This is a genomic window from Bacillus carboniphilus, assembly GCF_039522365.1.
In the GTDB taxonomy this organism is placed as follows: Bacteria; Bacillota; Bacilli; order Bacillales; family JC228; genus Bacillus_BF; species Bacillus_BF carboniphilus.
Genome location: NZ_BAAADJ010000005.1, coordinates 67,158 through 92,624, shown reverse-complemented (window position 1 = coordinate 92,624; position 25,467 = coordinate 67,158). Strand labels below are relative to the sequence as shown.

Genomic DNA, 25,467 nt, shown 5'->3' with positions numbered 1-25,467 from the left:
CCTTTTCCTCTCCTCTCTTAGTTTAAATCTACGCGTTTGTTCAACTTGCGGTAAGATATATCAACGACCATGTTTACCACAACAAAGATGACAGATACAAATAAAATCGATCCTTGTACAAGTGGTAGGTCTCTCATTCGAATAGCATCAATGATGAGTCGTCCGACTCCATTGATGGCGAAAACTGATTCGGTAAGAACCGTTCCGCCTAAAAGAGCTCCGAATTGCAAACCGACGACTGTGATAACTGGAATCAATGCATTCTTTAATGCGTGTTTATAGATGATTAAGCGTTGACGAACGCCTTTGGCTTTGGCTGTTCGAATATAGTCTTGTCTGATCACTTCGAGCATACTGGAACGAGTCATTCGAGCAACAATGGCAGCTCCACCCGTTCCGAGAGTTAAGGCAGGTAATACGACGTGTGAGAATGAACCCCACCCAGCAACTGGGAACCAGCCGAGTCCTACTGAGAAGTAAATAATTAACATCAGACCTAACCAGAAGTTTGGTAGGGATACCCCGATAAGAGATACCATCATAATCCCTACATCTGAAAAACTATTTTGTTTCGTTGCTGCAATAACTCCAGCCAAAACACCTAAAACAATCGTAATGACAATACTCCAAAAGGCAAGCTCAATGGTAATAGGGAGTCGAAACATAATTTCGTCTAAAACCGGTCGGTCGGTACGAATGGAAGTTCCTAGATCCCCCTGAATAACATTACCTACATAATCAAAATATTGAATAATCATGGGTCTGTTTAACCCCAAATCTTCTCGAATCGCCTCAACTTGTTCATCTGATGCTCCTTCACCTGCAATTAACATGGCAGGATCACCAGGGACCATTTGCATAATTAAAAATACAACAAAGGTAACCCCAAGGAGGACAGGTATCATTTGTAATAATCGTCTAATGATAAAAACAAACATTTTCGGTTTCCTCCTTTTATTGTTTCATCCTTGGATCTAATGCATCGCGTAAACCATCTCCAAAAATGTTAAAGGCAAGCACGATAATGGCAATTGCTAAGCCAGGGAATAGAGCGATATGAGGGGCTGTCCATAAAAAGTCTCGTCCATCACTTAGCATCGCTCCCCATTCAGCAGACGGTGGCTGAGCTCCCATTCCGAGGAAGGATAACCCGGCAACTGATAAAATAGCTGTCGCTAAACGTAGAGTTCCTTGAACGATAATAGGTGATAAGATATTCGGTAAAATATGAACAAAAATGATTTTTGCGTCACTTGCCCCTAATACTTTTATGGCATCTACATATTCCATTTTTTTAGCAGCAAGAGTAGAACCCCGGACAATTCTTGCAAAAGTCGGTATAGAAAAGACACCAACAGCAAACATAACATTTACTAGACTCGGTCCTAACGCACTTACAATGGCAAGAGCTAAAAGGATCCCCGGAAAAGCTAGAAGGACATCGATAAACCTCATAATAACGGTGTCAATCCATTTTCCGTAGTAACCGGAGACCACTCCTAAAATTATCCCGAAGAAGGCTCCGATAAAAACAGATACAACGCCTACTGAAAGAGATAACTGGGAACCATAAAGGATACGACTAAAAATATCTCTTCCTTTATCATCCGTTCCCATGATGTGCTCTGAAGATGGAGGCTGTAATTTATTAAGAAGATTAATTTCATATGGATCATAAGGTGCGATAAGTGGTGCAAGTGCAGCTAAACATAGGTAAATGAGAATAATGAAACCACCTATGAGTGACATCTTATTATTTAATAGAGCCTTACTAAGTTCCAGCCACTGTTTTTGTTTTTTTGCTGGTTTTATAGATGTAGCGTTTGATTTTTCGGTGACTAAACTACTCATGTTGTTCCCTCCTCTGTCATCTTGTTGTTCCTAAGTTATCAAAAAATCGTCAGTTTTTGTCTGAATATTTCGATTAAGTAAAATTACTGTAAATTTAGGACATGAAATTGAAAACATCCGTTAAATAAATTTTCTATAATGAACACAACTCATCCGAAATGGATAGAAAGGGGGAGTCAAATCGATGCAACATCGAGTATCAAAATTGAAGAAAAAGATGGACGAAAATGGATGGGAGGGAGTCATTCTTCTATCTGTAGATAATCGTTACTACTTTTCTAGTTTCCAAGGTTCGAGTGGGGCGGTTCTGATTCAAAAAGATTCTGAAACTCTTTTAACAGATTTCCGTTACGTCGACCAAGCAAGGGAGCAAGCTAAAGGATATGAGGTAGTTCAGCATCAACAAAATATGATTGAAATGGTGTGTAACTATTTTCCTTCCAATAAGGCCATTACGATTGGCTTAGAATTAGACTCACTTCCAGCAGAGATTTACTTAGAAATACAATCCAGACTACCCAATGCAAAGCTGGTAGATGCTTCACCGGCTATTTACGACATTCGAATGATTAAAGATGAATCTGAAATTGCTTCTATTCAAAAAGCAATTGATATTTGTGACCAAGCATTTGACCACATTCTAGGATTTATTCGTCCAGGTGTGTCTGAAAAAGAAATCGGCTTAGAACTTGAAATTGTCATGAGAAAGCTTGGGGCACAAAAAATAAAGCCCAATCACGTAATTGCGTCAGGTCCAAGGTCGTGCTTACCACATGGACAAGCTACGGAACGAATTGTAGAGGTTGGAGATTTTGTCAAAATGGATTATGGTGCTATTGTTGACGGGTACTATTCTGACTTTACAAGAACAGTTGTGATTGGACCACCAAGTGAGAAGCAACAAGAAATCTATGATATCGTGTTAAAAGCTCAAGAAGAGTCATTAAAACAAATTGGTCCAGGTAAAACTTGTAGTGAAATGGATGAAGTCGGAAGATCCATTATCAGAGAGGCTGGTTATGGAGAGAACTTTGGTCATAGCTTAGGTCACTCACTTGGACTAGCTATTCATGAGAAGCCTGGAATGCGTTCAACTGACCATACCGTTTTACAAGAAGGAATGGTCATAACCGTTGAACCTGGAATTTATATCCCTGATTTCGGTGGAGTTCGTATTGAAGACCTAGTTGTCATTACAAAAGACGGTCATAAAAACTTGACGAAATCAACGAAAGAGCTGCAGATAATTCCTACTACTATTGAAGTTTAATACGCAAAAACATAGAAGGAGAGTGAGATGAAGATGAAACGAAATAAATGGAGTTCTTTATGGCTGAGTATAGCTATTATTACTACATTACTTTTATCAGCTTGTACTGGAAATCAGGACCCTGGACAATTGGGGGACTCTGGTAGTGATAGTAAAGGAAACACAGGTGATTTAGTGATTGCCGTTTTATCGGATGCTACTCAATTAGATCCGCATTTAGGAACGGATATCCCATCCGCAAACGTGTATCATGGTAAGATTTTTGAAGGCCTAGTTCGCCAAGATGCCAATATGGACATTCAGCCTGCACTGGCAACTGAATGGGAACAAATTGACGATACGACATGGGAATTTACGTTACGTGAAGGGGTTAAATTCCATGATGGAACTGAATTTACGGCCGAAGCAGTGAAAAAGACAATTGAGCGTGTTCAAGCTGAAGAAACAGCTTCACCACGTAAAAACTTATTTGAAATGATTACAGAAGTTGTTGTTGTCGATGATCATAAGGTTCAATTAAAGACTGCATACCCGTTTGCGCCATTACTAGCTAACCTATCCCACTATGCAGCTGGAATTATTAGTCCGACTTTAATTGATTCAGGAGAAAAAGTGGGGCAAAATCCAGTAGGTACCGGTCCATTCAAATTTGACGATTGGAAGCCTGGTCAAGAAATTAAGCTCGTTCGTAACGATGAATACTGGGGTGACAAACCAAAAATCGATTCTGTCACGTTTAAAGTTGTTCCTGAAGATTCTACAAGAATTGCGATGGTAGAAACTGGGGAAGCGCACATTGCAAACCCGATTCCAGTAACTGAAATCGAAAGAGTAGAAGCTAGTGATTCCATGAAACTACTACGTAGCGATGCGCTAGGGATTGACTATATTGGCTTTAACACACAAAAAGAGCCATTTAATGACCCACGTGTAAGACAAGCCATTAGTTATGCAGTAGATACTAAAGCGATTGTTGAAGGTGTATACAATAATGTAGGGACTGTAGCTACTGGTCCAATGGGTCCTGGAGTTTGGGGACATAATGCTGATTTAACAGGTTACGAATACAATATTGAAAAGGCAAAAGAACTGCTTGCTGAAGCAGGTTATGAGGATGGTTTTAAAACAACCATTTGGACAAATGACAACAAAGAGCGCATGGACGTAGCAGAAGTTGTTCAATCTCAACTAAAAGGTGTTGGAATTGACGTTGAAGTGAAGGTTGTTGAGTGGGGAGCATACCTAGATGCAACAGCTAAAGGGGAACACGACATGTTCATCCTAGGTTGGTCTAACATGACAGGTGACGCTGACTATAACCAATACTTCCTATTCCATTCTGATGCAAGAGGAAACCCAGGAAACCGTTCATTCTACAGTAACCCAACAGTAGATGAACTAATCGACCGTGGTCGTCAAGAAACCGACCCAGAAAAACGCCAAGAAATTTATGCAGAAGCACAAGCCATCGAATTAGAAGAAGCACCAGCCATTTTCCTACGTAACGATGAATCCATCGCCGTACTAGGGAAAAACGTAAAAGGCTTCTGGATTAGCCCGGCTGAAATCTACATGATCGATGATGTAACAATCGAATAGGTAGGGACAAGGTTCCTTGTCCCGGGGACAGGGGGACAGGTTTCCTGTCCCACCTTAATATCGTAAGAAGCTGTGACCAGTTGTTTGGTCATGGCTTCTTTCTATTTAATTTACATATATTAGACTCCGAATCTATTAAACTATCATTGTGCCAAAAATGTGGAACTGATCCCTAAGTGATCCATCTGGCATAAAAAGGATTGTTTAAAACTTGAAAAATATCAGTTTTGGTCCGATATAAAAATAAAAGGGTTTTTAATTGGGGAAGGAGATTTTGTGTGACAAAACCAATGTCAATTCAAGGTCAAAGCATTCAAAGTGTATCGAATACGGAGTGGAAGCTTCTAGATAAAATGAAACAGCTCGGATCCACCAATGCCCAAGAAAATCAAAACACTAAAGTAGAAGAAGTGAAACCAAAAAAAGAACAAGTTGAACAAGTCGTTCAAAATTTAAATAAATTTGTTAAACAAGCCAATACAAATTTAAAATTTGAATTTCATGAGAAGCTAGAAGAATACTACGTTACAATCGTAGATGAGGTAACAAAGGAAATCGTGAAAGAAGTTCCTCCTAAGAAACTATTAGACATATATGCAGCTATGGCAGAATTCTTAGGCTTTATAGTAGATGAAAAGATATAGATAGAAGTATAGAGGTGATATAAATGAGCATGAGAATAGGCGGATTAGCTAGTGGTATGGATATCGATCAGCTTGTATCGGATTTGATGAAAGCTGAAAGAATGCCACTTGATAAATTAACCCAAAAGAAAACTTTCTTAGAATGGCAACGTGATGACTACCGTGAGATGAATAAGTTGATGTTTGATTTTGATAGTTTAATATTTGACGGAGTTGGAAAGCAAGGAACTTTTATCCAAAAGACCATCAGTTCTTCTAATCCGGATGCTGTTTCTGTTAGAAACATTAATTCAGTGTCAGATTTTTCTGGCTCAGTTGAAGTACATCAGCTTGCGAAGTCGGCAACAATGCGTAATAGAATTCCGGTAACATTAGAACCCGATAAATTACTGAGTGAGCAAGGGGTTACGGGGACACAAACTTTTATTATTCGTGCTATAAAGCCGAATGGAGAACTACAAACACAAACCACTAATGCTAAAGGTGAAACAATCGAGGAAGGCTTTAAATTGACATTTGATCCTTCGAAGGAAACACTCAACTCTATTATTAGTAAAATTAATGAGAAGTCTGGCGTGAATGCGTTTTTTGATGACGCAACAAATCAAATCTCATTTACTGCAAAAAACACAGGGAATGTGGTTTCTCCTACTGATTTACCAGAAATTGAGTTAGTGGATGTAGCAGGGACCTTCCTTAAGGAAACTCTAAATTTTCATGTTAATAACAAACAGGCGGAAGCAAACGGTGTTGGGACTATCGGACAAAATGCTGATCTGACTTATAACGGTCTACGAATCACTAGAAGCACAAATAATATAAACATAAATGGATTTGAATTAACTTTAAAAAAGGAAACAGCAGCTGGAGAATCCGTTTCTTTCTCTTCTTCACCTGATGTTGATAAGATCCTTGAAACAGTCGTCAAATTTGTAGATAAATACAATGAAATGATTGAAAAGATGAACAGTAAGGTGGATGAAAAACGCTACCGAGATTATCAGCCCCTAACCTCTGAACAAAAGGAGGCAATGTCAGAGAAGGAAATAGAGCTGTGGGAAGAACGAGCTAAAAGCGGGACTTTACGTGGTGATTCGGTATTACAGAATGGCTTAAATCAAATGAGAAGAGACCTTTATACAGTGGTTGAAGGGTTGACTGGTGTCTCGCAGTTAGCTGAAATTGGAATTAAAACCTCTTCAAACTACCTTGAAAAAGGGAAGCTAATTATTGATGAAGATAAGTTACGCAAAGCCATTTCAGATGACCCAAATGGCGTGTATAAGCTTTTTAATGGTGCAACCTCCAATTCGGAGGGAATTGTAGACCGTCTTCGTGAAACACTGAAGGGTACTATGGAAAGCATAGAGAAAAAAGCAGGTAAAAGTTCAAGTACCAACCAATCGTTTACAATTGGTCGTAATCTTGAAAACATAGATGATCGAATTTCGGATTTTGAAAGAAGACTGTTAGACATTGAAGACCGTTACTGGCGTCAATTCACAGCAATGGAAAAGGCAATTCAACAATCAAACCAACAATCCATGTTCCTTATGAACCAATTTGGTGGAGGAATGTAAGTAGCTTTAAAGAAAAGATAGGACTGGAGGAATACCTCATGGCCATGAAAAATCCATACCAAAAATACCAAGATAATTCCGTTAATACCGCCACAGCGGGTGAGTTAACCTTAATGCTATATAACGGTTGTATCAAATTTATTAAGCTCGCAAAAAAGGGAATCGAAGATAAGAACATTGAAGTAAAAAATACAAATATCCAAAAAGCACAAAAGATTGTTCAAGAACTAATGGTTACTTTAAATCCAGAAGTAGCTATTTCACAACAATTGATGCCACTATACGACTATATGAACCGTCGTCTAATGGAAGCCAACGTACAAAATGACTCTTCCATTTTAGACGAAGTTGAAGGCTTAGCAACCGAATTCCGTGATACCTGGAAACAAGTCATCCAACTAAACAAAAAACCAACAGCAGCTGGAGCCGATTCAAGTGTCAGTGGTTAATGAGTTCTTTGAAGAAACAAAACAACTTCTAGCTTTACTCAAAAAGCATGAAGACACCCAGGACCGGGATCAGCAAATTGAGCAAATCAACACAATCCTAGATCGCAGACAATCGATGCTGCTCCAAATGAAGCCTCCCTACACAAAAGAAGAGGAAACCATCGGCCAAAAATGCATCGTAATGGAAAAGGAAATTCAGTTTTTACTTCAAACTGAAAAAGAGAAGATTAAAAAGGATATGAAATCTTTAAAGAACCGTAAAGATTCCAGAGAGAAGTATGTAAACCCATATAAATCTATCAACCACGACGGTATGTTTTACGATAAACGAAAATAGGTGATTTTTTTGATACAAGTGCAGGAAGATAATCTTCAAGTTATTCGAGAGTACGCAAGTCTTTTACAAACGATGGATGAAGCGGTTCATTATATTGTGGACAGCTTTCAAGACCCCGAGAAAATGCAAGGAGACCGGATTCTAGGAGACATCTTCTCTGCTTTTCAACAGCTTTTGAATAGTCATATTATCCTAGAAAATGTATTGGCAGAGGATGCTAATGTTCAACAAGCCATTTCTCGTTTTGACAATGTGTTGGAGCAGTCTCTCCAATTCAATGGGAAATTACAGGATGAAGGCTTTAAGCAAATGTTCATTCGCGAATCCTTTGCCCCTAGTTTTCTCAAATGGTCTGAGGAAATTCAAGGGCTTTTAAAACCATATATTGCTCATTAAATTTATGCGGGGTCTCTTTTTGGAGGTCTCGCATTTTTCATGCATGCCGTAGTGTCCTCCTCGCATAAGGTTAAGTAATCGTTAAAAATTATTGAAGATATAGTAAAAAATTCTTGTGGGATTTGCCCGTTTAGGAAGGAGTTTGGACGGGTAGTGTAGAAGTAGTACTACATAACACGATAAGGGGGCATTAGCGTATGAAGTATAACATTCGTGGTGAAAACATTGAAGTTACAGCAGCATTACGAGATTATGTGGAGAAAAAGATTAGTAAGCTGGAAAGGTACTTTACTGAATCTCCTGATGCCAATGTCCATGTTAATTTAAAAGTGTTACCTGATAAATTTGCGAGAGTGGAAGTGACCATTCCGATGACGCAATTGGTTCTTCGAGCAGAAGAGGGACATCAGGATATGTATGCAGCGATTGATTTAATCCTCGACAAATTAGAGAGACAAATCCGTAAGCATAAGACGAAGGTCAACCGTAAGTTTAGAGAAAAGGGTAGTACGAAGGAACTCTTTACTGGGTTTGAAGAAAGTGCTTCAGCTGTTGCGACAGAGGAAGCTGATACAGATTATGACTTAGAATTAGTGAGAACGAAGCGCTTCGACCTGAAGCCAATGGATAGCGAAGAAGCAATTTTACAAATGAACATGTTAGGACATAACTTTTATGTCTTTACCGATGCAGAATCTAACAAAACCAATGTCGTCTACAAGCGTAAAGACGGCAAATATGGGTTAATTGAGACAACTTAATTAAACAATAGACATTACATTAAGAAGCCCGCAGCGATTACCGCCTGCGGGCTTTACTGTCTCTATTGAATCGTTACATTATGATGGTGACGAAGATCTACGTCAATCGGTGTATGTAGTCGCTCACCATGGGTATCTTCTAATATCCGAACCACAGGGCGAAGCGGGAAGTCTGGGAAAACCTTTGTCACAACCGCATTCAAACCGTTATTTAGCTTTACGGTTGAACCAACTGGGAAGACAGCGAAAGTTTTTAAAAACGACTTAATGACATCGGTATCAAACATCGTACCGCCGGAAGCATAAAGGTATTCCACTGCTTCATGAGGGGAGTATTGATCTCGATGGTGGCGCTGAGTTGTTAGCGCATCGAATACATCTGCAACCGCGACAATCCGTGGGTACAAGTGAATCGCATCTCCAGGTAAGTTCGTAGGATAACCATCGCCGTCTAATCGTTCATGGTGATATAAGGCGCACAGGGCAGACTCTTCTGAGATATTTCGTTCTTTTATTAAAACTTCATACCCCAACATGGTGTGACGCTGAACGACTTTTTTCTCAATCGTACTAAATGTTCCTTTTTTGTTCAACACATGCTTAGGAAGTTTAGTCATTCCAATATCAAACAACATCGCACCTACCATAAGCTCGATTAGCTCATTTTTGGAAAGCCCTTTTTCCAGCCCAATCATGCCGGAAATCATCCCGACATTAAGGGAATGTTGAAGAACGTAATGGTCGTACACATGAATGTCATGCATACTGTGTAGAATATCTGGTTGAGTCGCTATATAATTCAAGAGGGTTCTAGAAATTTTCTCAAATTCTTTTCCAAGGTCAACCGAATTAAATTTGAAACCAATTTCTTCTTGAGAAAGATATTGAAATAGAACCCGGTAAATTTCCTTATGGATTTCTTTTCGAGCATCATGAAAGAGGAGAGGACTATATGTCACATCATCCGTGTGTTCGTCTTCAATAAAAACTTCCTTAATGGCACGATTACTCATGAGGGTTATTAATGGAAAAGATAGCTTCGTTCCACGGACTAATAATAGCTTAAAGTCTTCGGTATAAAGGTCTAAAGCGAGAATGTCGCCTTCTTTGACTTTACGTAACGGTACCTTTTTCATGTTCTCCCCCCTTTTAAATGCGTGACAAATGGACTATGCAATATTATAAACATGTCCTTCTTTTATATCTATCAGTTTTTTTATGGGGTATGCCTATATTTCTGTAAAAATACCCCTCCATAAAATGGTAAATTCGCTTATAATAAAGGTTACAAGGCAAAAATAAGACAGGCTGGTGAAAAAATGAAGCTTGATGATACGGATAAAAAAATACTGCAGCTTCTTACAGAAAACGGAAGACTATCGTATGTCGATATAGGAAAAGAATTGGGACTATCAAGGGTATCCATCCGCGACCGTGTCCAACAGCTAATGAAAAATGGAGTCATTGAAAAGTTCAGCGTTGTTATTAACTCTGAAAAAGTAGGAAAAGGTGTATCAGCCTTTTTCGAGGTCGATTGTGAACCGGCCCATTTAGTTGAGGTGGCACAAGCGCTCGCAGACAACCCGGCAGTCGCAAGCTGCTACCAAATGACGGGCCCAAGTACCTTACATATGCACGTACTTGTAGAGGATTTTACAAGCTTAGAACGATTTATTAACAACGAGCTGTATGCTTTAGAAGGCATCAGTCGTGTGGAGAGTCACATCTTACTCCGAAGATTTAAGAGCCGAACTGGTCTAAAGTTGTAGGGACAGAGGGGACAGGTTTCACTGTCCCACTGGATTATTAGAGATGAAAATTGCTATTTCCAAAGTGAAACTCTAGGAATGTCTACTTGAAAATTTAGAATTTCACATATGGATTTCCCCTTTTTCCCAATTAGTCAAATTCACTTCCAAGTTGTATACTAAGTCTCAAATAGGAGGTGAAACAAATGGAACAACTGCTAAAAGAAATTATGGGGCAAATAAATAACCGATTTGATCAGTTCGAAAAGGTTCAAAAAGAAATGCAGGCAGATATCGGAGCCATAAAATCAGAACAAAGTGAAATGAAGAAGGACATTGCTGAATTTAAATCTGATCAGGTGGAAATTAAGCAAAGCATATCCGCGTTACAAGCTGAGCAAGGAGAAATCAAGCAAAGCATCTCCTCATTGCAAAGTGAGCAAGGAGAAATCAAGCAAAGCATCTCCTCATTACAAGCGGAACAAGGTGAAATCAAACAAAACGTTTCTTCTTTACAATCTGAACAAGGTGAGATGCGGAAGGAAATCGCCTTTTACTATGGAAGTATGATGAGGGAGCTTGAGAATACCCGGATTGAAATGAGAAGTAGTTTCAAGCATCTAGAGGGGAGAGTTGACATCAATCAAGATGTGATAAAAATGTTAGGTGAAAAAAAGAGAGAAGGACAAACAAGGTAATCTATTCCTTCAGACTCCCATCAAAACCTATTCCTCGAAGATTCTCTACAATATCCTCATATTTTTATAATACCTAAAAAAGTATGTAACTCAGATTTGTTACATACTTTTTGTTTTGTTTACTACTGGAAATCAATGGTATATGATTTTATAGACTAAACTCATAAACTTATAGATTTTTTCTAAATATTTCGTTATAATTCGATAACAGGGTATTTTTTATACATTTGTAAGTTATTTTTAGGTGATTTACTAACATATGAATATCATAGTTTAATAATTTTATCATTTGGAAGGAAGTGCTCGGATGACTACAGATCATTTATTTAACCCGTACCCATCACAACGTGTGACAACCTTTGGAAAGAACGGAATGGTGGCGACATCACAACCGTTAGCTTCTCAAGCAGGTCTTGAAATTTTACAAAAGGGTGGGAACGCGATTGATGCAGCGATTGCGACAGCTGCTGCACTGACTGTTGTTGAACCTACTTCAAACGGAATCGGAAGTGACGCGTTTGCCCTAGTTTGGGTGAAGGATAAGCTTCACGGATTAAATGCAAGTGGAAAGTCTCCACAAAGCATCTCCATTGAAGCAGTAAAAGAACGCGGACATGAGAAAATGCCAACATTCGGATTAACTCCAGTTACAGTACCTGGTGCACCTGGTGCTTGGGCAGAGCTTTCGAAAAAATTCGGAAAGCTACCTCTTACTGAAGTTTTAAAACCTGCTATTCGATTAGCAGAAGAAGGTTACCCTATTAGCCCAATCTTAGGTAAGTTCTGGGGCTTAGCTCATAAACGCTTTAAGCAAGAATTCAAGAGTGAAGAGTTCCAACCATGGTTTGATACATTCGCTCCGAATGGAAAAGCTCCAGAAATCGGTGAGGTTTGGCGTTCTGAAGGTCATGCGCGCACGCTTCAATCGATTGCAGAAACGAATGCAGAAAGCTTTTACCGTGGAGAGCTAGCTGAAAAAATCGATGCTTTCTCTAAAAAGCATGGTGGTTTCATTGCTAAAGAGGACCTAGCTGCATTTGAACCAGAATGGGTTGATCCTATTTCAGTGAACTACCGTGGCTATGACGTATGGGAAATCCCACCGAATGGTCAAGGAATTGTGGCCCTAATGGGATTAAATATCGCACAAGGCTTCGAAATGAAACACCGTGAAGATGTGGATACAGTGCACCATCAAATGGAAGCGATGAAATTAGCTTTCACGGATGGAAAAGCATTTATTACAGACCCTAAAGATATGAAGATTACGAATGAAGAGTTACTTTCTGAAGAATACGCTGCAGCGCGTCGTGCGTTGATTGGAGATACTGCGATTGAGCCATCTCCATACACACCTCCAAAAGGTGGAACAGTGTACTTGGCAGCTGCTGACAGTGAAGGAAACATGATTTCCTACATTCAAAGTAACTACATGGGCTTTGGTTCAGGGATTGTCGTTCCAGGAACAGGAATATCCCTACAAAACCGCGGGCACGATTTCTCATTAGATCCAGAGCATCATAATGCGCTAAAACCAGGGAAGAAAACGTACCATACGATTATTCCTGGCTTCTTAACGAAGGACAATGAGGCAGTTGGACCGTTCGGAGTAATGGGAGGTTACATGCAACCACAAGGTCATATGCAGGTTGTCATGAACACGGTTGACTTTGGCTTAAATCCTCAAGCAGCATTGGATGCGCCAAGATGGCAATGGACGGAAGGGAAGAAGTTTATGGTAGAGCCACATTTCCCTACACATGTTGCTCAGGCATTGGCTCGTAAAGGACATCAGATTACAGTAGCCCTTGATGGCGGTGGCTTCGGTCGTGGTCAGATTATCTGGAGAGATCCGAAGACAGGTGTCTTGATGGGTGGAACTGAATCTAGAACAGATGGTGCGATTGCCGCTTGGTAAGGTAGGAAAGTTAATGGCGGTTGTGGGTGTGTAGGGTTGAATGTGTGGGAGAGTGTCTCATATTGGGAGCGGAAGTGTCTCATACTGGGAGCGGAATGTCCCATAACTAGTGTGAAGGTACCCCATATCGGGAGTGTGATGTCCCATAAACGGATGGAACTGTCCAATATAGGTAGCGAGTATAGGTAGCGAGATGTCCCATAAACGGATGGAACTGTCCCATATCCAGTGCAGAATGTCCCATAAAGGATTGTAAAAGTCCCATAAATCTGTTGTAACGGCACATAGACTCGGCGATATGGCACATAAACGTTCAGGGATGGCACATTAGCCTCCCGGAACGGCACATAAACCAGTTGAAACGGCACATAAACCAGTTGAAACGGCACATAAACCAGCTAAAATGGCACATAAACTACAACTAACGGCACATAGGGTGTCCGGGAAGGCACATTACAAGCACTTCCCCACACCACACAAAACCGCTTCTTCACAAAATAGGAGAGTGACAGCATGAAACTTTGGAATTTGTTTGCTGCCTTCTTTAGAGTTGGAATATTTGGGTTTGGAGGAGGTCCATCTTCCATTCCCCTTTTTCATAAAGAGGTTGTTGGAAAGTATAAATGGATGGATGATGATGAATTTTCGGAGGTATTGGCCCTCGGGAATGCACTTCCAGGACCGATTGCGACGAAAATGGCAGGTTATATCGGCTATCGGGTGAGCGGAATTCCGGGTCTTATCGTAGCCCTTGCCGCCAACATCGTTCCAACCATTATCGCCATGATTTTATTATTAACCGTATTGAACGCGTACAAGGATGAGCCATGGGTACAAGGGATGTCTGAAGCAGTAGTTCCTGTTGTTATGGTCATGCTCGGTGTGTTGACATGGGATTTTTTCAAAAAGTCTTACGGTGCGCTAGGTTGGATTCCAGCTGCCGCGATGGTAGTTGTAGCCTATGTTCTCATTGAACTTGTTCAGGTTCATCCGGCCTTTATCATCGGTGCCCTTCTTCTGTTTGCTCTACTGAAAAAAGATCCGTTAGAAGACAAGCAAGAGTTAAGTGAGAAGGAGGCAGGATGATGGTTTATTGGCATATATTTTTAGCGTTTTTTATTCCGGGTATTGTCGGCTACGGTGGTGGTCCTGCTTCAATTCCACTGGTTGAAAACGAGGTAGTGGACCGTTACGGTTGGTTATCTACGCAGGAATTTAGTGAAGTAGTTGCCCTTGGGAATTCACTTCCTGGTCCAATCGCGACGAAAATGGCTGGATACATTGGATATGATGTGGGTGGAGTGCTTGGTGCCATTATTGGTGTGTTTGCAACCGTTGCCCCTTCACTTATCTTAATGGTTACCTTGCTCGGAATTTTATTGAAGTTTAAAGATTCACCAAAAGTAAAAAGACTAAGTACGTACATCCGACCGATCATTGCCGTTTTATTAGGTATTATGACGATTAACTTTTTCACTACTTCACAGGGTGGAGTAGGCATTTGGCAAACAATCGGAATTGGGGTAGTTGCTTTTATCTTATTAGAAAAAGTGAAAGTTCACCCAGCCTATGTGATCGCTATGGCGTTAGTGTACGGAGGCGTTTTCTTAGCTTAATGGTGAGGAGGAATTGCAGTGACATTTTCAATTGTTGGATATGACCCAAAGGAAAAAGAGTGGGGTATTGCGGTTCAATCTAAGTTTTTAGGTGTGGGATCAGTGGTTCCTTGGGCAAAAGCAGGAGTTGGAGCTGTTGCCACCCAGTCCTATGCAAATACGGCTTACGGTCCAAAGGGACTTGAGCTTCTGGAACAAGGTCTGTCTGCAGAAGAAGTGATTCAAAAGTTGACCGAAGAAGACCCGGACCGAGACTTAAGACAAGTGGGCATTGTTGATTCTAAAGGTCGAGCAGCTAGTTTTACAGGAAAAGGGTGTTACGACTGGGCTGGTGGTGAAACAGGTACTCACTTTGCAGCACAGGGGAATATCTTAGTAGATGAAAATACGGTTGCTGCAATGGCCAAAGCTTTTCAGGAAACAGAAGGCTCACTAGCGGAAAGGCTGTTAACGGCTCTTGAAAAAGGTCAAGAAGCGGGAGGAGACAGCAGGGGTATGCAGTCGGCGTCTCTTCTCGTGGTAAAAGAAAAAGGCGGTTACGGTGGTTACAATGACCGCTACATTGATTTAAGAGTCGAGGACCATAAGGAACCGATTCAAGAACTGAAACGGATTTATCACATCCACCGACTCTATTTTTCTAGCCCAGTTCCGAAAAAAATTGTCCCTATTGAGGGAGACGTTAAAGCTCAACTAACAACCGAACTAAAACGTCTTCAATTCGTAAGCAGTTCTGAACTTTCGGATGAGGAATTACAAAACGCGCTTACTAAATACATTCATTCCGAAAACTTTGAGATGAGAGAACAAGAACAGGGTCTGTTGGACTTAGATATATTAGACTTTATGAAAAAACAATAGATAAAACGAAGGCTCCGGTTTTTACACTGGGTCTTTTTTGATTTTCATAGGACCATCCTTATACGCCTGATACCATAAGTTGTCACTCCTTGCTCGAAGTGGTAATATTGTATGGAGAATATTTTTTATTAAAATGAATATTTAACCCTTTCAAATAAAAGAAATAACATTCTCGGGATGGCCCGAGTTTCTTTTGCTTAAGCTACTAGACTAGCTGGTTCGACCAGTGTAGGGAAAAGGAGCGGAATCATGGCTGGAATTTTAAATAAAATTTTTGATCCGAATAAGCGTGACTTAAAGCGCCTTGAGAAAATTGCGGACAAAATTGAAGCATTAGCTTCTGATATGGAGAAGCTTTCGGACGAGCAGCTTCGTGCGAAAACGGATGAGTTTAAGGATCGTTATCAAAAAGGGGAAACACTGGATGACCTTTTAGTTGAGGCATTTGCGGTTGTACGTGAATCTTCCAAACGGATCCTTGGGATGTATCCTTTCCGCGTTCAGCTAATGGGGGGCGTGGCTCTTCATGAAGGTAATATTGCAGAGATGAAAACAGGGGAAGGTAAAACATTAACTTCCACGATGCCTGTTTATTTAAATGCGATTACTGGTAAAGGTGTTCATGTCATCACGGTGAACGATTACTTGGCGGGTCGTGACGCGACTGAGATGGGGCAGCTTTTTGAAGCGCTTGGTCTTACAGTTGGCCTGAACCAAAATGGACTTTCAAAAGAGGAAAAACAAGCTGCATACAATGCAGATATCACATATGGTACAAACAATGAGTTTGGATTCGATTATCTTCGTGACAACATGGTGTTGTATAAAGAGCAAATGGTCCAACGTCCATTGCACTTTGCTGTAATCGATGAGGTCGACTCCATTTTAATCGATGAAGCGAGAACGCCTTTGATTATTTCGGGGTCTGCTAGAAAATCGACGGAGCTTTACATTCAAGCGAATGCGTTTGTTCGTACGTTAAAAAGAGAAGACGACTTCACTTATGATGAAAAAACAAAAGGTGTTCAGCTGACAGAACAAGGGATGTCAAAGGCTGAGAAATTCTTTGGTATTGAAAACTTATTCGATCTTGCAAACGTAACAGTGAACCACCACGTTAACCAATCTCTACGTGCACATTCTTCTATGCAACGCGACGTAGATTACGTGGTTCAAGATGGTGAGGTTGTCATCGTTGACCAATTTACGGGTCGTTTGATGAAAGGTCGTCGTTATAGTGATGGTCTCCACCAAGCTATTGAAGCAAAAGAAGGCTTGGACATTCAAAACGAGAGTATGACCATGGCAACGATTACGTTCCAGAACTACTTCCGTATGTACGAAAAGCTTTCCGGTATGACAGGTACAGCGAAGACGGAGGAAGAGGAATTCCGTAACATTTATAACATGAATGTTATTGCGATTCCTACGAACAAGCCGATTGCTCGTGATGACCGTCCGGATTTAATCTACGCGTCTATGGATGGAAAGTTCCGTGCGGTTGTTGAGGAAATTTCAGAACGTCATCAAAAAGGACAACCTGTTCTTGTTGGTACGGTTGCCATCGAAACTTCTGAATTGATTTCAAAGCTTCTCACTAAAAAAGGGATTCGCCACAACGTTTTGAACGCGAAAAACCATGGTCGTGAGGCTGAAATTATCGCAAACGCTGGCCAACAAGGTGCAGTTACGATCGCAACAAACATGGCTGGTCGTGGTACCGATATTAAACTTGGTGAAGGTGTAAAAGAAGTTGGCGGTTTAGCGGTTGTTGGTACAGAGCGACATGAGAGTCGTCGTATTGATAACCAGTTACGTGGACGTTCTGGACGTCAAGGGGACCCAGGGGTTACTCAATTTTATCTATCTATGGAAGATGAATTGATGCGCCGTTTCGGTTCTGACAATATGAAAAACATGATGAGTCGTCTTGGAATGGATGATTCACAACCCATTCAAAGTAAGATTGTTTCCCGTGCTGTTGAATCTGCACAAAAACGTGTAGAGGGTAACAACTTTGATGCACGTAAACAGCTTTTACAATATGATGATGTCCTTCGTCAGCAACGTGAAATCATTTATGGTCAACGTTCAGAAGTTCTTGAGTCTGAGAACTTAAGAGAAATCGTTGAGAAAATGATTAAATCTGTTATTGAACGAAACGTCGAGGCCTATATGCCAAGAAATGAAGATGAGGAAGATTGGAACCTACAAGGTTTAATTGACTTCATCAATGCGAATCTACTTCGTGAAGGCGACATTACGCTAGAGGACATCAAACGTAAAGAACATGAAGACGTTGTCGATATGGTGTACTCAAAGGTAATCGAGCGCTATAACGAAAAAGAAGAGTCCATGGAAGCTGAACGTATGCGTGAATTTGAAAAAGTTATCGTACTGCGTTCTGTTGACTCTAAGTGGATTGACCACATCGATGCGATGGATCAGCTTCGTCAAGGTATCCATTTACGTGCCTACGGTCAAATCAACCCACTTCGTGAATACCAGCATGAAGGTTTCGCTATGTTTGAAGACATGATCGCAAACATCGAAGAAGATGTAGCCAAATATGTCATGAAGGCAGAAATCCGTGAAAACCTACAGCGTCAAGAAGTGGCAAAAGGACATGCAGTCAACCCAGGTCAAAGCGACGGGGATAACAAGAAAAAACGCATGCCAGTCCGTAAAACAGTAGACGTCGGACGAAACGACCCATGCCCATGTGGTAGCGGTAAAAAATACAAACAATGTCACGGTGCGGCAGAATAAAACCAAGAGAGTTGGTCCCACAGACCAGCTCTCTTTATCTGTGGGACAGAGGGACAGGAACCTTGTCCCACTTAACTAAATGACAGGAAGCTAGTCACTAGCATAATTTTTATAGAGGTGAAGGAAATGGAACTATTTGAAATCAAACAAGAGCTAGACAAAACAGCTAAGAAATTAGCGGACTTCAGGGGGTCTCTTTGACTTAGAAAACAAAGAGGCAAGAATGGCTGAGCTTGATGAAGTCATGCTTGAGCCTAACTTCTGGAATGACCAGCAACAAGCTCAAACTGTAATCAATGAATCCAATGCATTGAAGGATCAAGTTAATGAATTCAAGGACATGGTGGAAGTCCATGAGAACCTTGAGTTAACTTATGAATTGGTGAAGGAAGAAAGCGACGAAGATTTGCTTGCAGAACTAGAGACCGAGCTAACGGACTTGCTTAATAGAGTCAACACGTTTGAGCTTCAGATTCTATTGAGTCAGCCATATGATAAGAACAATGCCATCTTAGAATTGCATCCTGGTGCAGGTGGAACCGAGTCTCAGGACTGGGGTTCCATGTTGCTTCGCATGTACACAAGATGGGCAGAGCGAAAAGGCTTCAAGGTTGAGACTTTGGACTACCTTCCGGGTGATGAAGCGGGGATCAAGAGTGTTACTCTTTTAATTAAAGGACATAACGCATACGGTTATTTGAAGGCTGAAAAAGGTGTTCACCGCCTTGTACGTATATCCCCATTTGATGCGTCTGGCCGCCGTCATACTTCTTTCGTTTCTTGTGAAGTTGTGCCAGAATTCAATGATGAAATCAACATTGAAGTGCGCACCGAAGACATTAAAGTGGATACGTACCGTGCAAGTGGAGCAGGTGGTCAGCACATCAATACAACTGACTCTGCTGTTCGTATTACACATATCCCAACAGGTGTTGTTGTAACCTGTCAATCGGAGCGTTCACAGATCAAAAACCGTGAACAAGCGATGAAAATGTTAAAAGCCAAACTATACCAAAAGAAAATCGAAGAACAAGAAAAAGAAATGGCTGAAATCCGTGGTGAGCAAAAAGAAATCGGATGGGGAAGCCAAATTCGTTCTTACGTTTTTCACCCTTACTCCATGGTCAAAGACCACCGTACAAGTGCTGAAACAGGTAATGTTCAAGCGGTTATGGATGGAGATTTAGATTCATTTATCGATGCTTATTTGCGTTCGCAGATTCAATAGTGGAGGCACCCTGACTTTGTTGGGGTGTTTTTTTTTGTATTAGGTGGAATTCAGAACTCAGGGGTCGGAATTCGGAACTCAGGGGTTGGAATTCGGAATTCAAGGTGCAGAATTCAGAACTTAGGGTCAAGAATTCAGAACTCAGAGTGCAGAATTCAGAACTCAGGGTGAAGAATTCAGAACTTAGGGTCCAGGATCCAGAACTCGAGCTTCAGCAACCCAATACCAAAGCAGCAACTCCCACCCCCACAACCGGCACTCTCCCATAAAACAAATTTTACCCCTTTACCACGTTACAACACTGTTATTCACACATTTCCAAGCCGATGTTATAATCTCAAAGGTTTAATCAGACAATAGGTATGTGGGATACATAAAGGAGAATGACAGATGAGTAAAGGTTACACAGACACCACGCCCCCATTTTTACACAAAGTATCGGAATACGCCCATGTGTTAGTGGGTTCGGCCATTGTGGCCATTGCATTTAATGTGCTTTTATTACCAAACCGTGTTGCTTCCGGTGGAGTTAGCGGGATCAGTACCATTTTGGATGCCGTTCTTGGCTGGGAGCCAGCGTTTGTTCAATGGGCTTTAAATATCCCTCTCTTTATAGCAGGACTCATTTTTTTAGGATTTCAATACGGGGTTAAAACCTTGATAGGGACTCTCTTTTTACCCTTTGTGGTTCTTTTAACAAAGGATTGGGAGCCGTTCACATTAAATCCGCTTCTTGGCGCGCTTTTCGGAGGCATGGGTGTCGGTTTAGGTTTAGGAATTGTGTTCAGAGGTAATGCGTCCACAGGTGGGACAGACCTGGCAGCACAGATTGTTCATAAATATAGTGGTTTAAGCCTCGGGACCTGTGTGGCCATTATCGATGGAATGATTGTTCTTGCCGCTGCGATTGTGTTCGATGTTGAAGGCGGATTATATGCACTCATAGGACTTTATACAACTAGTAAAACTATTGATGTCGTGCAGATTGGATTGAAGCGATCCAAAATGGCGCTGATCATCACCGATTATGAGCAACAGGTTAGAGAAGGAGTTTTGCATAAAATTCCACGTGGCGTGACAAAACTACAAGCATACGGGGGTTACACCGATAATGCACGCTCTATACTGATGTGCGTGGTAGATCAAACTGAGTTCACAAAGCTAAAAGACCTTGTAAAAAGTATAGATGCTAATGCATTTGTAGTTGTAATGGATGCTTCTGAAGTTTTAGGGGAAGGATTTAAACGAGGATAATCCATTAGGAGGAAAACGCATATGCCAAAAAAAATAACTGCTTTTCTTTTCTTCACTGTACTTATCCTAGCAGCATGCGGTGGTGGGGAAGACGAACAGGACACAACAACTGAGGATGGTGGCAAGGAAAACACAGCGATTGCCGTCAAAGCAGAGCCACTTTACGAACAAAAATGTCTGAATTGTCACGGACGTAACATGGAAGGTCAAGGGAATGCTCCGGGACTAAAAAATGTCGGCGCCAAATATGATCAAGCTGAAATTGAAAACATCATCGTCAACGGTAAGGAAGGTGGAATGCCTGCTGGACTATACCAAGGCGAGGAAGCCGCTACCCTAGCAGAATGGCTTGCTACTTTAAAATAAGTGAAAGAACTGACTCTTTTAGGGTCAGTTTTTTATTTGTGGGGAAATTTTTAAAAAAGCCAGCCATGAGTTAATAGACTTGTTTTCCGGAGGCCACTTTAAAATTTCTGATAAAAGCTAAAAGTTTCCCAATAGCCAGTATTAAATTTCCGATAGGATCCCAAAGTTTTCCGATATCCAGCTTATAATTTCTGATAGAACTTGAAAGTTTTCCGATAGCCCACCCAAAATTTCCGATAGAACCCAAAAGTTTTCCGATAGCCCACCAAAATTTCCGATAGAACCCAAAAGTTTTCCGATAGCCCACCAAAAATTCCTCCCCAAAGCCTATTGCCTCCAAAAATAACAATAGGCCCTACAACTACAATCTTCCAACAATCGACAAAATTCTTTCACATTTTGTTGGTAATTCTGGTAAGAAAGTACCAGTTTGAAAAGAAAATGTAATATTTTTCTCCGTTTTTTTGACAATTCAGATGTTATAATAATTTTGAGACCAGAAATATCGGTTAAATTACGATAATTTGTAAAATATTGACTGGGCAATAATGTCGAAATTTAGTAGATTTGAAGATTCGTTCAGTATACAATTTTATATACTAGTGTTTTATGTTGTGGTGCGCTGACAAATAGAGAAAGTAGTACCCTGCAAAGAACTTGCTTTATAGACGAGACAAACAACATTTGGGTGGTTAATTACATGATAGAGATGATTGACGTTTATAAGAAGTATTCAAACGGCGTTATGGCTGCAAATGGCATTAACGTAAAGATAGAAAAAGGTGAATTTGTTTATGTTGTAGGTCCCAGTGGAGCTGGTAAATCTACTTTTATAAAAATGATGTATAGAGAAGAGAGGCCAACAAAGGGCTCTGTTATTGTAAATGGGACCAATCTTTCAAAACTACGAAATAGTAGAGTCCCCATGTTTAGAAGAAACTTGGGCGTAGTCTTCCAGGATTTCAAGCTACTGCCAAAATTAACGGTGTATGAAAACGTAGCGTTTGCCCTTGAAGTAATCGAAGAAACTCCAAAGCAAACCCGTCGAAGAGTGATGGAGGTTTTGGATTTAGTTAGCTTAAAGCATAAGGCAAGAATGCTTCCAACCGAGCTTTCTGGTGGAGAGCAGCAAAGAATTTCCATTGCTCGCTCGATTGTGAACAAGCCGAAGGTCGTCATTGCGGACGAGCCTACAGGAAACTTGGATCCAGAAACTAGCTGGGAGATTATGAAAATCTTTGAAGAAATCAATAACCGTGGGACCACTGTGGTAATGGCGACACACAACAAGGATATCGTTAACAGATTAAAACATCGTGTCATTGCTGTAGAAAATGGTCAAATTGCTCGCGATGAAGAGAAAGGGGAGTACGGCTATGAAAGCTAGAACCCTCGGTCGTCATTTTCGTGAGAGTTTAAAGAGTTTAGGTCGTAATGGTTGGATGACGTTTGCATCTGTCAGTGCCGTAACCGTTACATTGTTACTCGTTGGTGTATTTTTTCTTATCATGATGAATTTGAACTCAGTTGCGACGTCGTTGGAAGAGGATGTTGAAATCCACGTCTACATTGATCTGACGGCAGGTCAGGATGAAATAGACCAATTAGGTGAACAAATTAAAAAGCTCAGCGGTGTTGAATCCGTGACATTTTCTTCAAAGGAAGAAGAACTTGCTGCTTTTGCTGAAAGCATGGGGGATGAAGGTGAACTCTTCTCATTATGGGAACAGGAAAATCCTCTACACAACAAATATATAGTGACAGCCGTTGACCCACGAAACACACAAGCTGTTGCCAATAAAATTCAAGTTTTACAGAGTGTTAGTGACACTGAATATGGTGCCGGAAAAATTGAAAACTTATTTAACATCTTAGAAATAGGTCGGAATGTTGGTTTAGTTTTAATCATCGGATTACTATTTACTGCGATGTTCTTAATCTCCAACACAATTAAAATTACCATCCTTGCCAGAAGAAAAGAGATTGAGATTATGCGTTTAGTAGGGGCAACCAATGGATTCATCAGATGGCCATTTTTCCTTGAAGGAATTTGGCTTGGTGTACTAGGATCGCTCTTTCCGATATTCGTCATCGCCATGTTATATCGTTATGTATTTGATTATCTATCTCCGAAACTACAAGGAAGTTTTATTCAAATACTAGAGTACACGCCATTTATCTACCAATTATCAGCATTACTCATTTTGCTAGGCGCTCTAATTGGTGTTTGGGGAAGTACAATGTCGATTCGTAAATTCTTGAAAGCATAAAGTGTGGGAGCTGAACACGACGCTTCAGCTCCGCATCTTACATATTTCGTTAGATGAGAGGCAGGGGGAATACATTGAGAAAGTCAGGATTAACGATTGTTACAGCAGTCGTTTTACTACTCGGTACACTGACCTACGGTGTTGCTGAAGCATCCAAATTATCGGACCTACAAAAGCAACAAAATGATATTAAAGATAAGCGTGAAGGTGTAAGCAGTGATATAGACAGCAAAAATGCTGAGATTAGTAGTTTAAAAGCTGAGCAAGAAGAATTAAAGAAACAGATGCAAGCCATTGATACACAGATTGTAGAAACGAATGAAAAGATTGCCCAAAAAGATATCGAGATTTCCAATAAAAAAGAAGAAATTGCACTTCTTGAAGCTGAAATCAGAGACCTTGGGATTCGAATTGAGAAGAGAAATGAGTTATTAAAAGAGCGCGCTCGCTCTTTCCAACGTTCTGGTGGGGCTATCAGTTATTTAGATGTTCTACTTGGTGCGAATAGTTTTGGTGAGTTCTTAGATCGTGTTAATGCCGTTTCTACTATCATGGATGCGGACAAGCAGTTGATCAAAGAGCATGAAAAAGATTTAGAAACGATGGAAAACTTAAAGAAAAAGCAAGAAGATGAGCTAGCAGCCCTGGAAACTCTTCGTCTAGAACTTGAAGATATGAAGGCAACTTTGGATGCACAACGTAAAGAAAAAGATGCTCTTGTGGCCAAGCTTCGCGAACAACAGGAGCACATCGAAGCTGAAGTCATGGATTTACAAGAAGAAGAAGAATTATTAAAAGCTCAAGAAGCCGCTATGAAAAAGGCTATTCAATTAGAGAAAGAACGTTTGGCAGAATTAGAAAGACAACGTAAAGCCGCTCAAGCAAATGGAGGCTCATACCCGAAAGATACGGGTGGAACTTTCATGGTACCAGCAGCAGGATATGTATCTTCTGAATTTGCAGCTAGATGGGGAGAATTCCATTACGGCTTAGATATTGCTAAAGGTGGAACTGTGCCTGTCGTGTCAGCGGCAGATGGTGTTGTTATTCGTTCATACTACTCTGTCAGCTATGGAAATGCGGTATTCATCAGTCACTCCATTAACGGTAAAATCTATACAACCGTTTATGCTCACCTTTCTTCTCGTGACGTAAGCGAGGGTCAAGTGGTCGCACGCGGTACAAAAATCGGTAACATGGGGAATACAGGGTATTCTTTTGGACAGCATTTACACTTTGAAATCCATGAAGGACCGTGGAATGCTAAAAAGTCCAATGCTGTAAACCCTCGTAAATACCTATCATTCTAATAGAGAAGTTATAAAAAGGCTTGGCGCATGTGCCAAGCCTTTTACTTTCTTAACAGTTTCTCCATCGCCATCACGTCCACAAACTTTCCATCTATGATCCCCTGATTCCGAAAAGTTCCCACTTCCTGATATCCCATCTTGTTATAGAGAGTTTGCCCCAATTGATTAAATGGAAAAGTAAAAAGAACAATCTTATGAAAATCATTTTCCACTGCCCGCTTTTCAATTTCCTGAAGAAGGACCGTCCCAACACCTTTTCCACGAGAAGCTCTAGCTATGTAAACTGACAAATCGGCTACACCCCTGTAAGCTGCACGTGGACTGTATGGATTTAATGAAGCCCAACCTACGATTTCAGCATTCCTTTCAGCTACTAAAATAGAGTATCTTTCACCATGGCTACAAAACCAATCTTTCATAAACTCAGTAGTTTTTAACTCTACTTCTAAGGTAGCAATCCGATCTTCAATTCCTTGATTATAAATGGTGCGGATCGCTTCTATATCGGAAAGAGTTGCGTCCCTTACTGTCAGCTTATTCAT

The 25,467-nt window shown here is 40.7% G+C and carries 25 protein-coding genes; 21 read left to right on the top strand and 4 right to left on the bottom strand.

What is annotated here, in order from left to right:
* Positions 1–17: 17 nt before the first annotated feature.
* Together nikB and nikC are read right to left on the bottom strand one after the other, a co-directional pair.
* Positions 18–938, bottom strand: coding sequence for a nickel ABC transporter permease (nikB, locus tag ABDZ91_RS03315; RefSeq protein ID WP_343796328.1), 921 nt, complete (start codon positions 936–938; stop codon positions 18–20).
* 16 nt (positions 939–954) lie between these two features.
* Complete coding sequence (nikC, locus tag ABDZ91_RS03310) at positions 955–1,851, bottom strand: nickel transporter permease (RefSeq protein ID WP_343796326.1); 897 nt, start codon at positions 1,849–1,851, stop codon at positions 955–957.
* Between the two features lie 184 nt (positions 1,852–2,035).
* Here nikC and ABDZ91_RS03305 point away from each other — a divergent pair, with 184 nt between their 5' ends.
* The 8 genes from ABDZ91_RS03305 (at position 2,036) to hpf (ending at position 8,887) form a co-directional block, all read left to right on the top strand.
* Complete coding sequence (locus tag ABDZ91_RS03305) at positions 2,036–3,121, top strand: M24 family metallopeptidase (protein WP_343796324.1); 1,086 nt, start codon at positions 2,036–2,038, stop codon at positions 3,119–3,121.
* A gap of 33 nt (positions 3,122–3,154) precedes the next feature.
* Positions 3,155–4,720 carry a glutathione ABC transporter substrate-binding protein gene (locus ABDZ91_RS03300; protein ID WP_425541784.1) on the top strand — a complete coding sequence of 522 codons (1,566 nt, stop codon included), beginning with the start codon at positions 3,155–3,157 and terminating at the stop codon, positions 4,718–4,720.
* Positions 4,721–4,998: 278 nt separating this feature from the next.
* The gene (gene flaG / locus ABDZ91_RS03295) at positions 4,999–5,364 is read left to right on the top strand and encodes a flagellar protein FlaG (protein ID WP_343796320.1); all 366 of its coding nucleotides are present in this window, start codon (positions 4,999–5,001) and stop codon (positions 5,362–5,364) included.
* Positions 5,365–5,387: 23 nt separating this feature from the next.
* The gene (locus tag ABDZ91_RS03290) at positions 5,388–6,944 is read left to right on the top strand and encodes a flagellar hook-associated protein 2 (protein WP_343796318.1); all 1,557 of its coding nucleotides are present in this window, start codon (positions 5,388–5,390) and stop codon (positions 6,942–6,944) included.
* A 38-nt stretch (positions 6,945–6,982) separates the two neighbouring features.
* The gene (gene fliS / locus ABDZ91_RS03285; RefSeq protein ID WP_343796316.1) at positions 6,983–7,393 is read left to right on the top strand and encodes a flagellar export chaperone FliS; all 411 of its coding nucleotides are present in this window, start codon (positions 6,983–6,985) and stop codon (positions 7,391–7,393) included.
* Positions 7,380–7,730 (top strand): flagellar protein FliT, encoded by a 351-nt coding sequence (gene fliT, locus ABDZ91_RS03280; protein WP_343796314.1) that lies wholly within the window; start codon positions 7,380–7,382, stop codon positions 7,728–7,730. Before fliS ends, fliT begins: the two co-directional genes overlap by 14 nt.
* Before the next feature lie 18 nt (positions 7,731–7,748).
* Positions 7,749–8,126 carry a DUF8042 domain-containing protein gene (locus tag ABDZ91_RS03275; RefSeq protein WP_486203388.1) on the top strand — a complete coding sequence of 126 codons (378 nt, stop codon included), beginning with the start codon at positions 7,749–7,751 and terminating at the stop codon, positions 8,124–8,126.
* A gap of 197 nt (positions 8,127–8,323) precedes the next feature.
* Positions 8,324–8,887 (top strand): ribosome hibernation-promoting factor, HPF/YfiA family, encoded by a 564-nt coding sequence (gene hpf, locus ABDZ91_RS03270; RefSeq protein WP_343796310.1) that lies wholly within the window; start codon positions 8,324–8,326, stop codon positions 8,885–8,887.
* A 62-nt stretch (positions 8,888–8,949) separates the two neighbouring features.
* On the opposite strand, the gene ABDZ91_RS03265 is transcribed toward hpf, so the two are convergent.
* The gene (locus ABDZ91_RS03265; protein ID WP_343796308.1) at positions 8,950–10,023 is read right to left on the bottom strand and encodes an HD-GYP domain-containing protein; all 1,074 of its coding nucleotides are present in this window, start codon (positions 10,021–10,023) and stop codon (positions 8,950–8,952) included.
* A gap of 183 nt (positions 10,024–10,206) precedes the next feature.
* Between ABDZ91_RS03265 and ABDZ91_RS03260 the strand changes: the two genes are divergently transcribed.
* The 13 genes from ABDZ91_RS03260 (at position 10,207) to ABDZ91_RS03200 (ending at position 24,925) form a co-directional block, all read left to right on the top strand.
* Complete coding sequence (locus ABDZ91_RS03260; RefSeq protein WP_343796306.1) at positions 10,207–10,656, top strand: Lrp/AsnC family transcriptional regulator; 450 nt, start codon at positions 10,207–10,209, stop codon at positions 10,654–10,656.
* 185 nt (positions 10,657–10,841) lie between these two features.
* Complete coding sequence (locus ABDZ91_RS03255) at positions 10,842–11,333, top strand: hypothetical protein (RefSeq protein WP_343796305.1); 492 nt, start codon at positions 10,842–10,844, stop codon at positions 11,331–11,333.
* A gap of 307 nt (positions 11,334–11,640) precedes the next feature.
* Positions 11,641–13,251, top strand: coding sequence for a gamma-glutamyltransferase family protein (locus ABDZ91_RS03250; RefSeq protein WP_343796304.1), 1,611 nt, complete (start codon positions 11,641–11,643; stop codon positions 13,249–13,251).
* A gap of 513 nt (positions 13,252–13,764) precedes the next feature.
* Positions 13,765–14,337 carry a chromate transporter gene (locus ABDZ91_RS03245; protein WP_343796303.1) on the top strand — a complete coding sequence of 191 codons (573 nt, stop codon included), beginning with the start codon at positions 13,765–13,767 and terminating at the stop codon, positions 14,335–14,337.
* Entirely contained in the window at positions 14,337–14,867 is a 531-nt protein-coding gene (locus ABDZ91_RS03240; RefSeq protein WP_343796417.1) for a chromate transporter, read from the top strand. The genes ABDZ91_RS03245 and ABDZ91_RS03240 overlap by 1 nt, the downstream gene beginning before the upstream one ends.
* Before the next feature lie 18 nt (positions 14,868–14,885).
* Complete coding sequence (locus tag ABDZ91_RS03235) at positions 14,886–15,728, top strand: DUF1028 domain-containing protein (RefSeq protein ID WP_343796301.1); 843 nt, start codon at positions 14,886–14,888, stop codon at positions 15,726–15,728.
* Between the two features lie 249 nt (positions 15,729–15,977).
* A complete protein-coding gene (gene secA, locus ABDZ91_RS03230) occupies positions 15,978–18,497 on the top strand; it encodes a preprotein translocase subunit SecA (protein WP_343796299.1) in 2,520 nt (839 codons plus the stop codon).
* Between the two features lie 126 nt (positions 18,498–18,623).
* Positions 18,624–19,725 (top strand): peptide chain release factor 2 gene (gene prfB / locus ABDZ91_RS03225; protein WP_343796297.1). Its coding sequence is split into 2 segments (ribosomal slippage): positions 18,624–18,695 and positions 18,697–19,725, totalling 1,101 coding nucleotides; the frame shifts between segments, so codons are not numbered across the junction.
* A 390-nt stretch (positions 19,726–20,115) separates the two neighbouring features.
* Positions 20,116–20,979, top strand: a complete 864-nt coding sequence (locus tag ABDZ91_RS03220) for a YitT family protein (protein WP_343796295.1) — start codon at positions 20,116–20,118, stop codon at positions 20,977–20,979.
* Positions 20,980–21,000: 21 nt separating this feature from the next.
* Positions 21,001–21,345: a cytochrome c551 gene (gene cccB, locus ABDZ91_RS03215; protein ID WP_343796294.1), complete on the top strand. Its 345-nt coding sequence runs from the start codon at positions 21,001–21,003 to the stop codon at positions 21,343–21,345.
* A 700-nt stretch (positions 21,346–22,045) separates the two neighbouring features.
* The gene (ftsE, locus tag ABDZ91_RS03210) at positions 22,046–22,732 is read left to right on the top strand and encodes a cell division ATP-binding protein FtsE (RefSeq protein ID WP_343796293.1); all 687 of its coding nucleotides are present in this window, start codon (positions 22,046–22,048) and stop codon (positions 22,730–22,732) included.
* Positions 22,722–23,615 (top strand): permease-like cell division protein FtsX, encoded by an 894-nt coding sequence (gene ftsX / locus ABDZ91_RS03205; RefSeq protein ID WP_343796291.1) that lies wholly within the window; start codon positions 22,722–22,724, stop codon positions 23,613–23,615. Before ftsE ends, ftsX begins: the two co-directional genes overlap by 11 nt.
* Before the next feature lie 74 nt (positions 23,616–23,689).
* Positions 23,690–24,925: a murein hydrolase activator EnvC family protein gene (locus ABDZ91_RS03200; protein ID WP_343796289.1), complete on the top strand. Its 1,236-nt coding sequence runs from the start codon at positions 23,690–23,692 to the stop codon at positions 24,923–24,925.
* Positions 24,926–24,966: 41 nt separating this feature from the next.
* Here the strand turns inward: ABDZ91_RS03200 and ABDZ91_RS03195 are convergent, their stop codons facing one another.
* On the bottom strand, positions 24,967–25,467 hold the full coding sequence (locus tag ABDZ91_RS03195) for an arsinothricin resistance N-acetyltransferase ArsN1 family A (protein ID WP_343796288.1): 501 nt from the start codon (positions 25,465–25,467) through the stop codon (positions 24,967–24,969).

What these genes read in the sequence shown, in the direction of transcription:
- ABDZ91_RS03240 (WP_343796417.1), top strand. Translation starts at nt 14,337, where the DNA reads ATGGTTTATTGGCATATATTTTTAGCGTTTTTTATTCCGGGTATTGTC.
- ftsE (WP_343796293.1), top strand. Translation starts at nt 22,046, where the DNA reads ATGATAGAGATGATTGACGTTTATAAGAAGTATTCAAACGGCGTTATG.
- cccB (WP_343796294.1), top strand. Translation starts at nt 21,001, where the DNA reads ATGCCAAAAAAAATAACTGCTTTTCTTTTCTTCACTGTACTTATCCTA.
- ABDZ91_RS03260 (WP_343796306.1), top strand. Translation starts at nt 10,207, where the DNA reads ATGAAGCTTGATGATACGGATAAAAAAATACTGCAGCTTCTTACAGAA.
- ABDZ91_RS03255 (WP_343796305.1), top strand. Translation starts at nt 10,842, where the DNA reads ATGGAACAACTGCTAAAAGAAATTATGGGGCAAATAAATAACCGATTT.
- ABDZ91_RS03290 (WP_343796318.1), top strand. Translation starts at nt 5,388, where the DNA reads ATGAGCATGAGAATAGGCGGATTAGCTAGTGGTATGGATATCGATCAG.
- ABDZ91_RS03265 (WP_343796308.1), bottom strand. Translation starts at nt 10,023, where the DNA reads ATGAAAAAGGTACCGTTACGTAAAGTCAAAGAAGGCGACATTCTCGCT.
- ABDZ91_RS03300 (WP_425541784.1), top strand. Translation starts at nt 3,155, where the DNA reads ATGAAACGAAATAAATGGAGTTCTTTATGGCTGAGTATAGCTATTATT.
- ABDZ91_RS03220 (WP_343796295.1), top strand. Translation starts at nt 20,116, where the DNA reads ATGAGTAAAGGTTACACAGACACCACGCCCCCATTTTTACACAAAGTA.
- nikB (WP_343796328.1), bottom strand. Translation starts at nt 938, where the DNA reads ATGTTTGTTTTTATCATTAGACGATTATTACAAATGATACCTGTCCTC.
- nikC (WP_343796326.1), bottom strand. Translation starts at nt 1,851, where the DNA reads ATGAGTAGTTTAGTCACCGAAAAATCAAACGCTACATCTATAAAACCA.
- secA (WP_343796299.1), top strand. Translation starts at nt 15,978, where the DNA reads ATGGCTGGAATTTTAAATAAAATTTTTGATCCGAATAAGCGTGACTTA.
- ABDZ91_RS03195 (WP_343796288.1), bottom strand. Translation starts at nt 25,467, where the DNA reads ATGAATAAGCTGACAGTAAGGGACGCAACTCTTTCCGATATAGAAGCG.
- ABDZ91_RS03305 (WP_343796324.1), top strand. Translation starts at nt 2,036, where the DNA reads ATGCAACATCGAGTATCAAAATTGAAGAAAAAGATGGACGAAAATGGA.
- ABDZ91_RS03245 (WP_343796303.1), top strand. Translation starts at nt 13,765, where the DNA reads ATGAAACTTTGGAATTTGTTTGCTGCCTTCTTTAGAGTTGGAATATTT.
- hpf (WP_343796310.1), top strand. Translation starts at nt 8,324, where the DNA reads ATGAAGTATAACATTCGTGGTGAAAACATTGAAGTTACAGCAGCATTA.
- ABDZ91_RS03250 (WP_343796304.1), top strand. Translation starts at nt 11,641, where the DNA reads ATGACTACAGATCATTTATTTAACCCGTACCCATCACAACGTGTGACA.
- ftsX (WP_343796291.1), top strand. Translation starts at nt 22,722, where the DNA reads ATGAAAGCTAGAACCCTCGGTCGTCATTTTCGTGAGAGTTTAAAGAGT.
- fliS (WP_343796316.1), top strand. Translation starts at nt 6,983, where the DNA reads ATGGCCATGAAAAATCCATACCAAAAATACCAAGATAATTCCGTTAAT.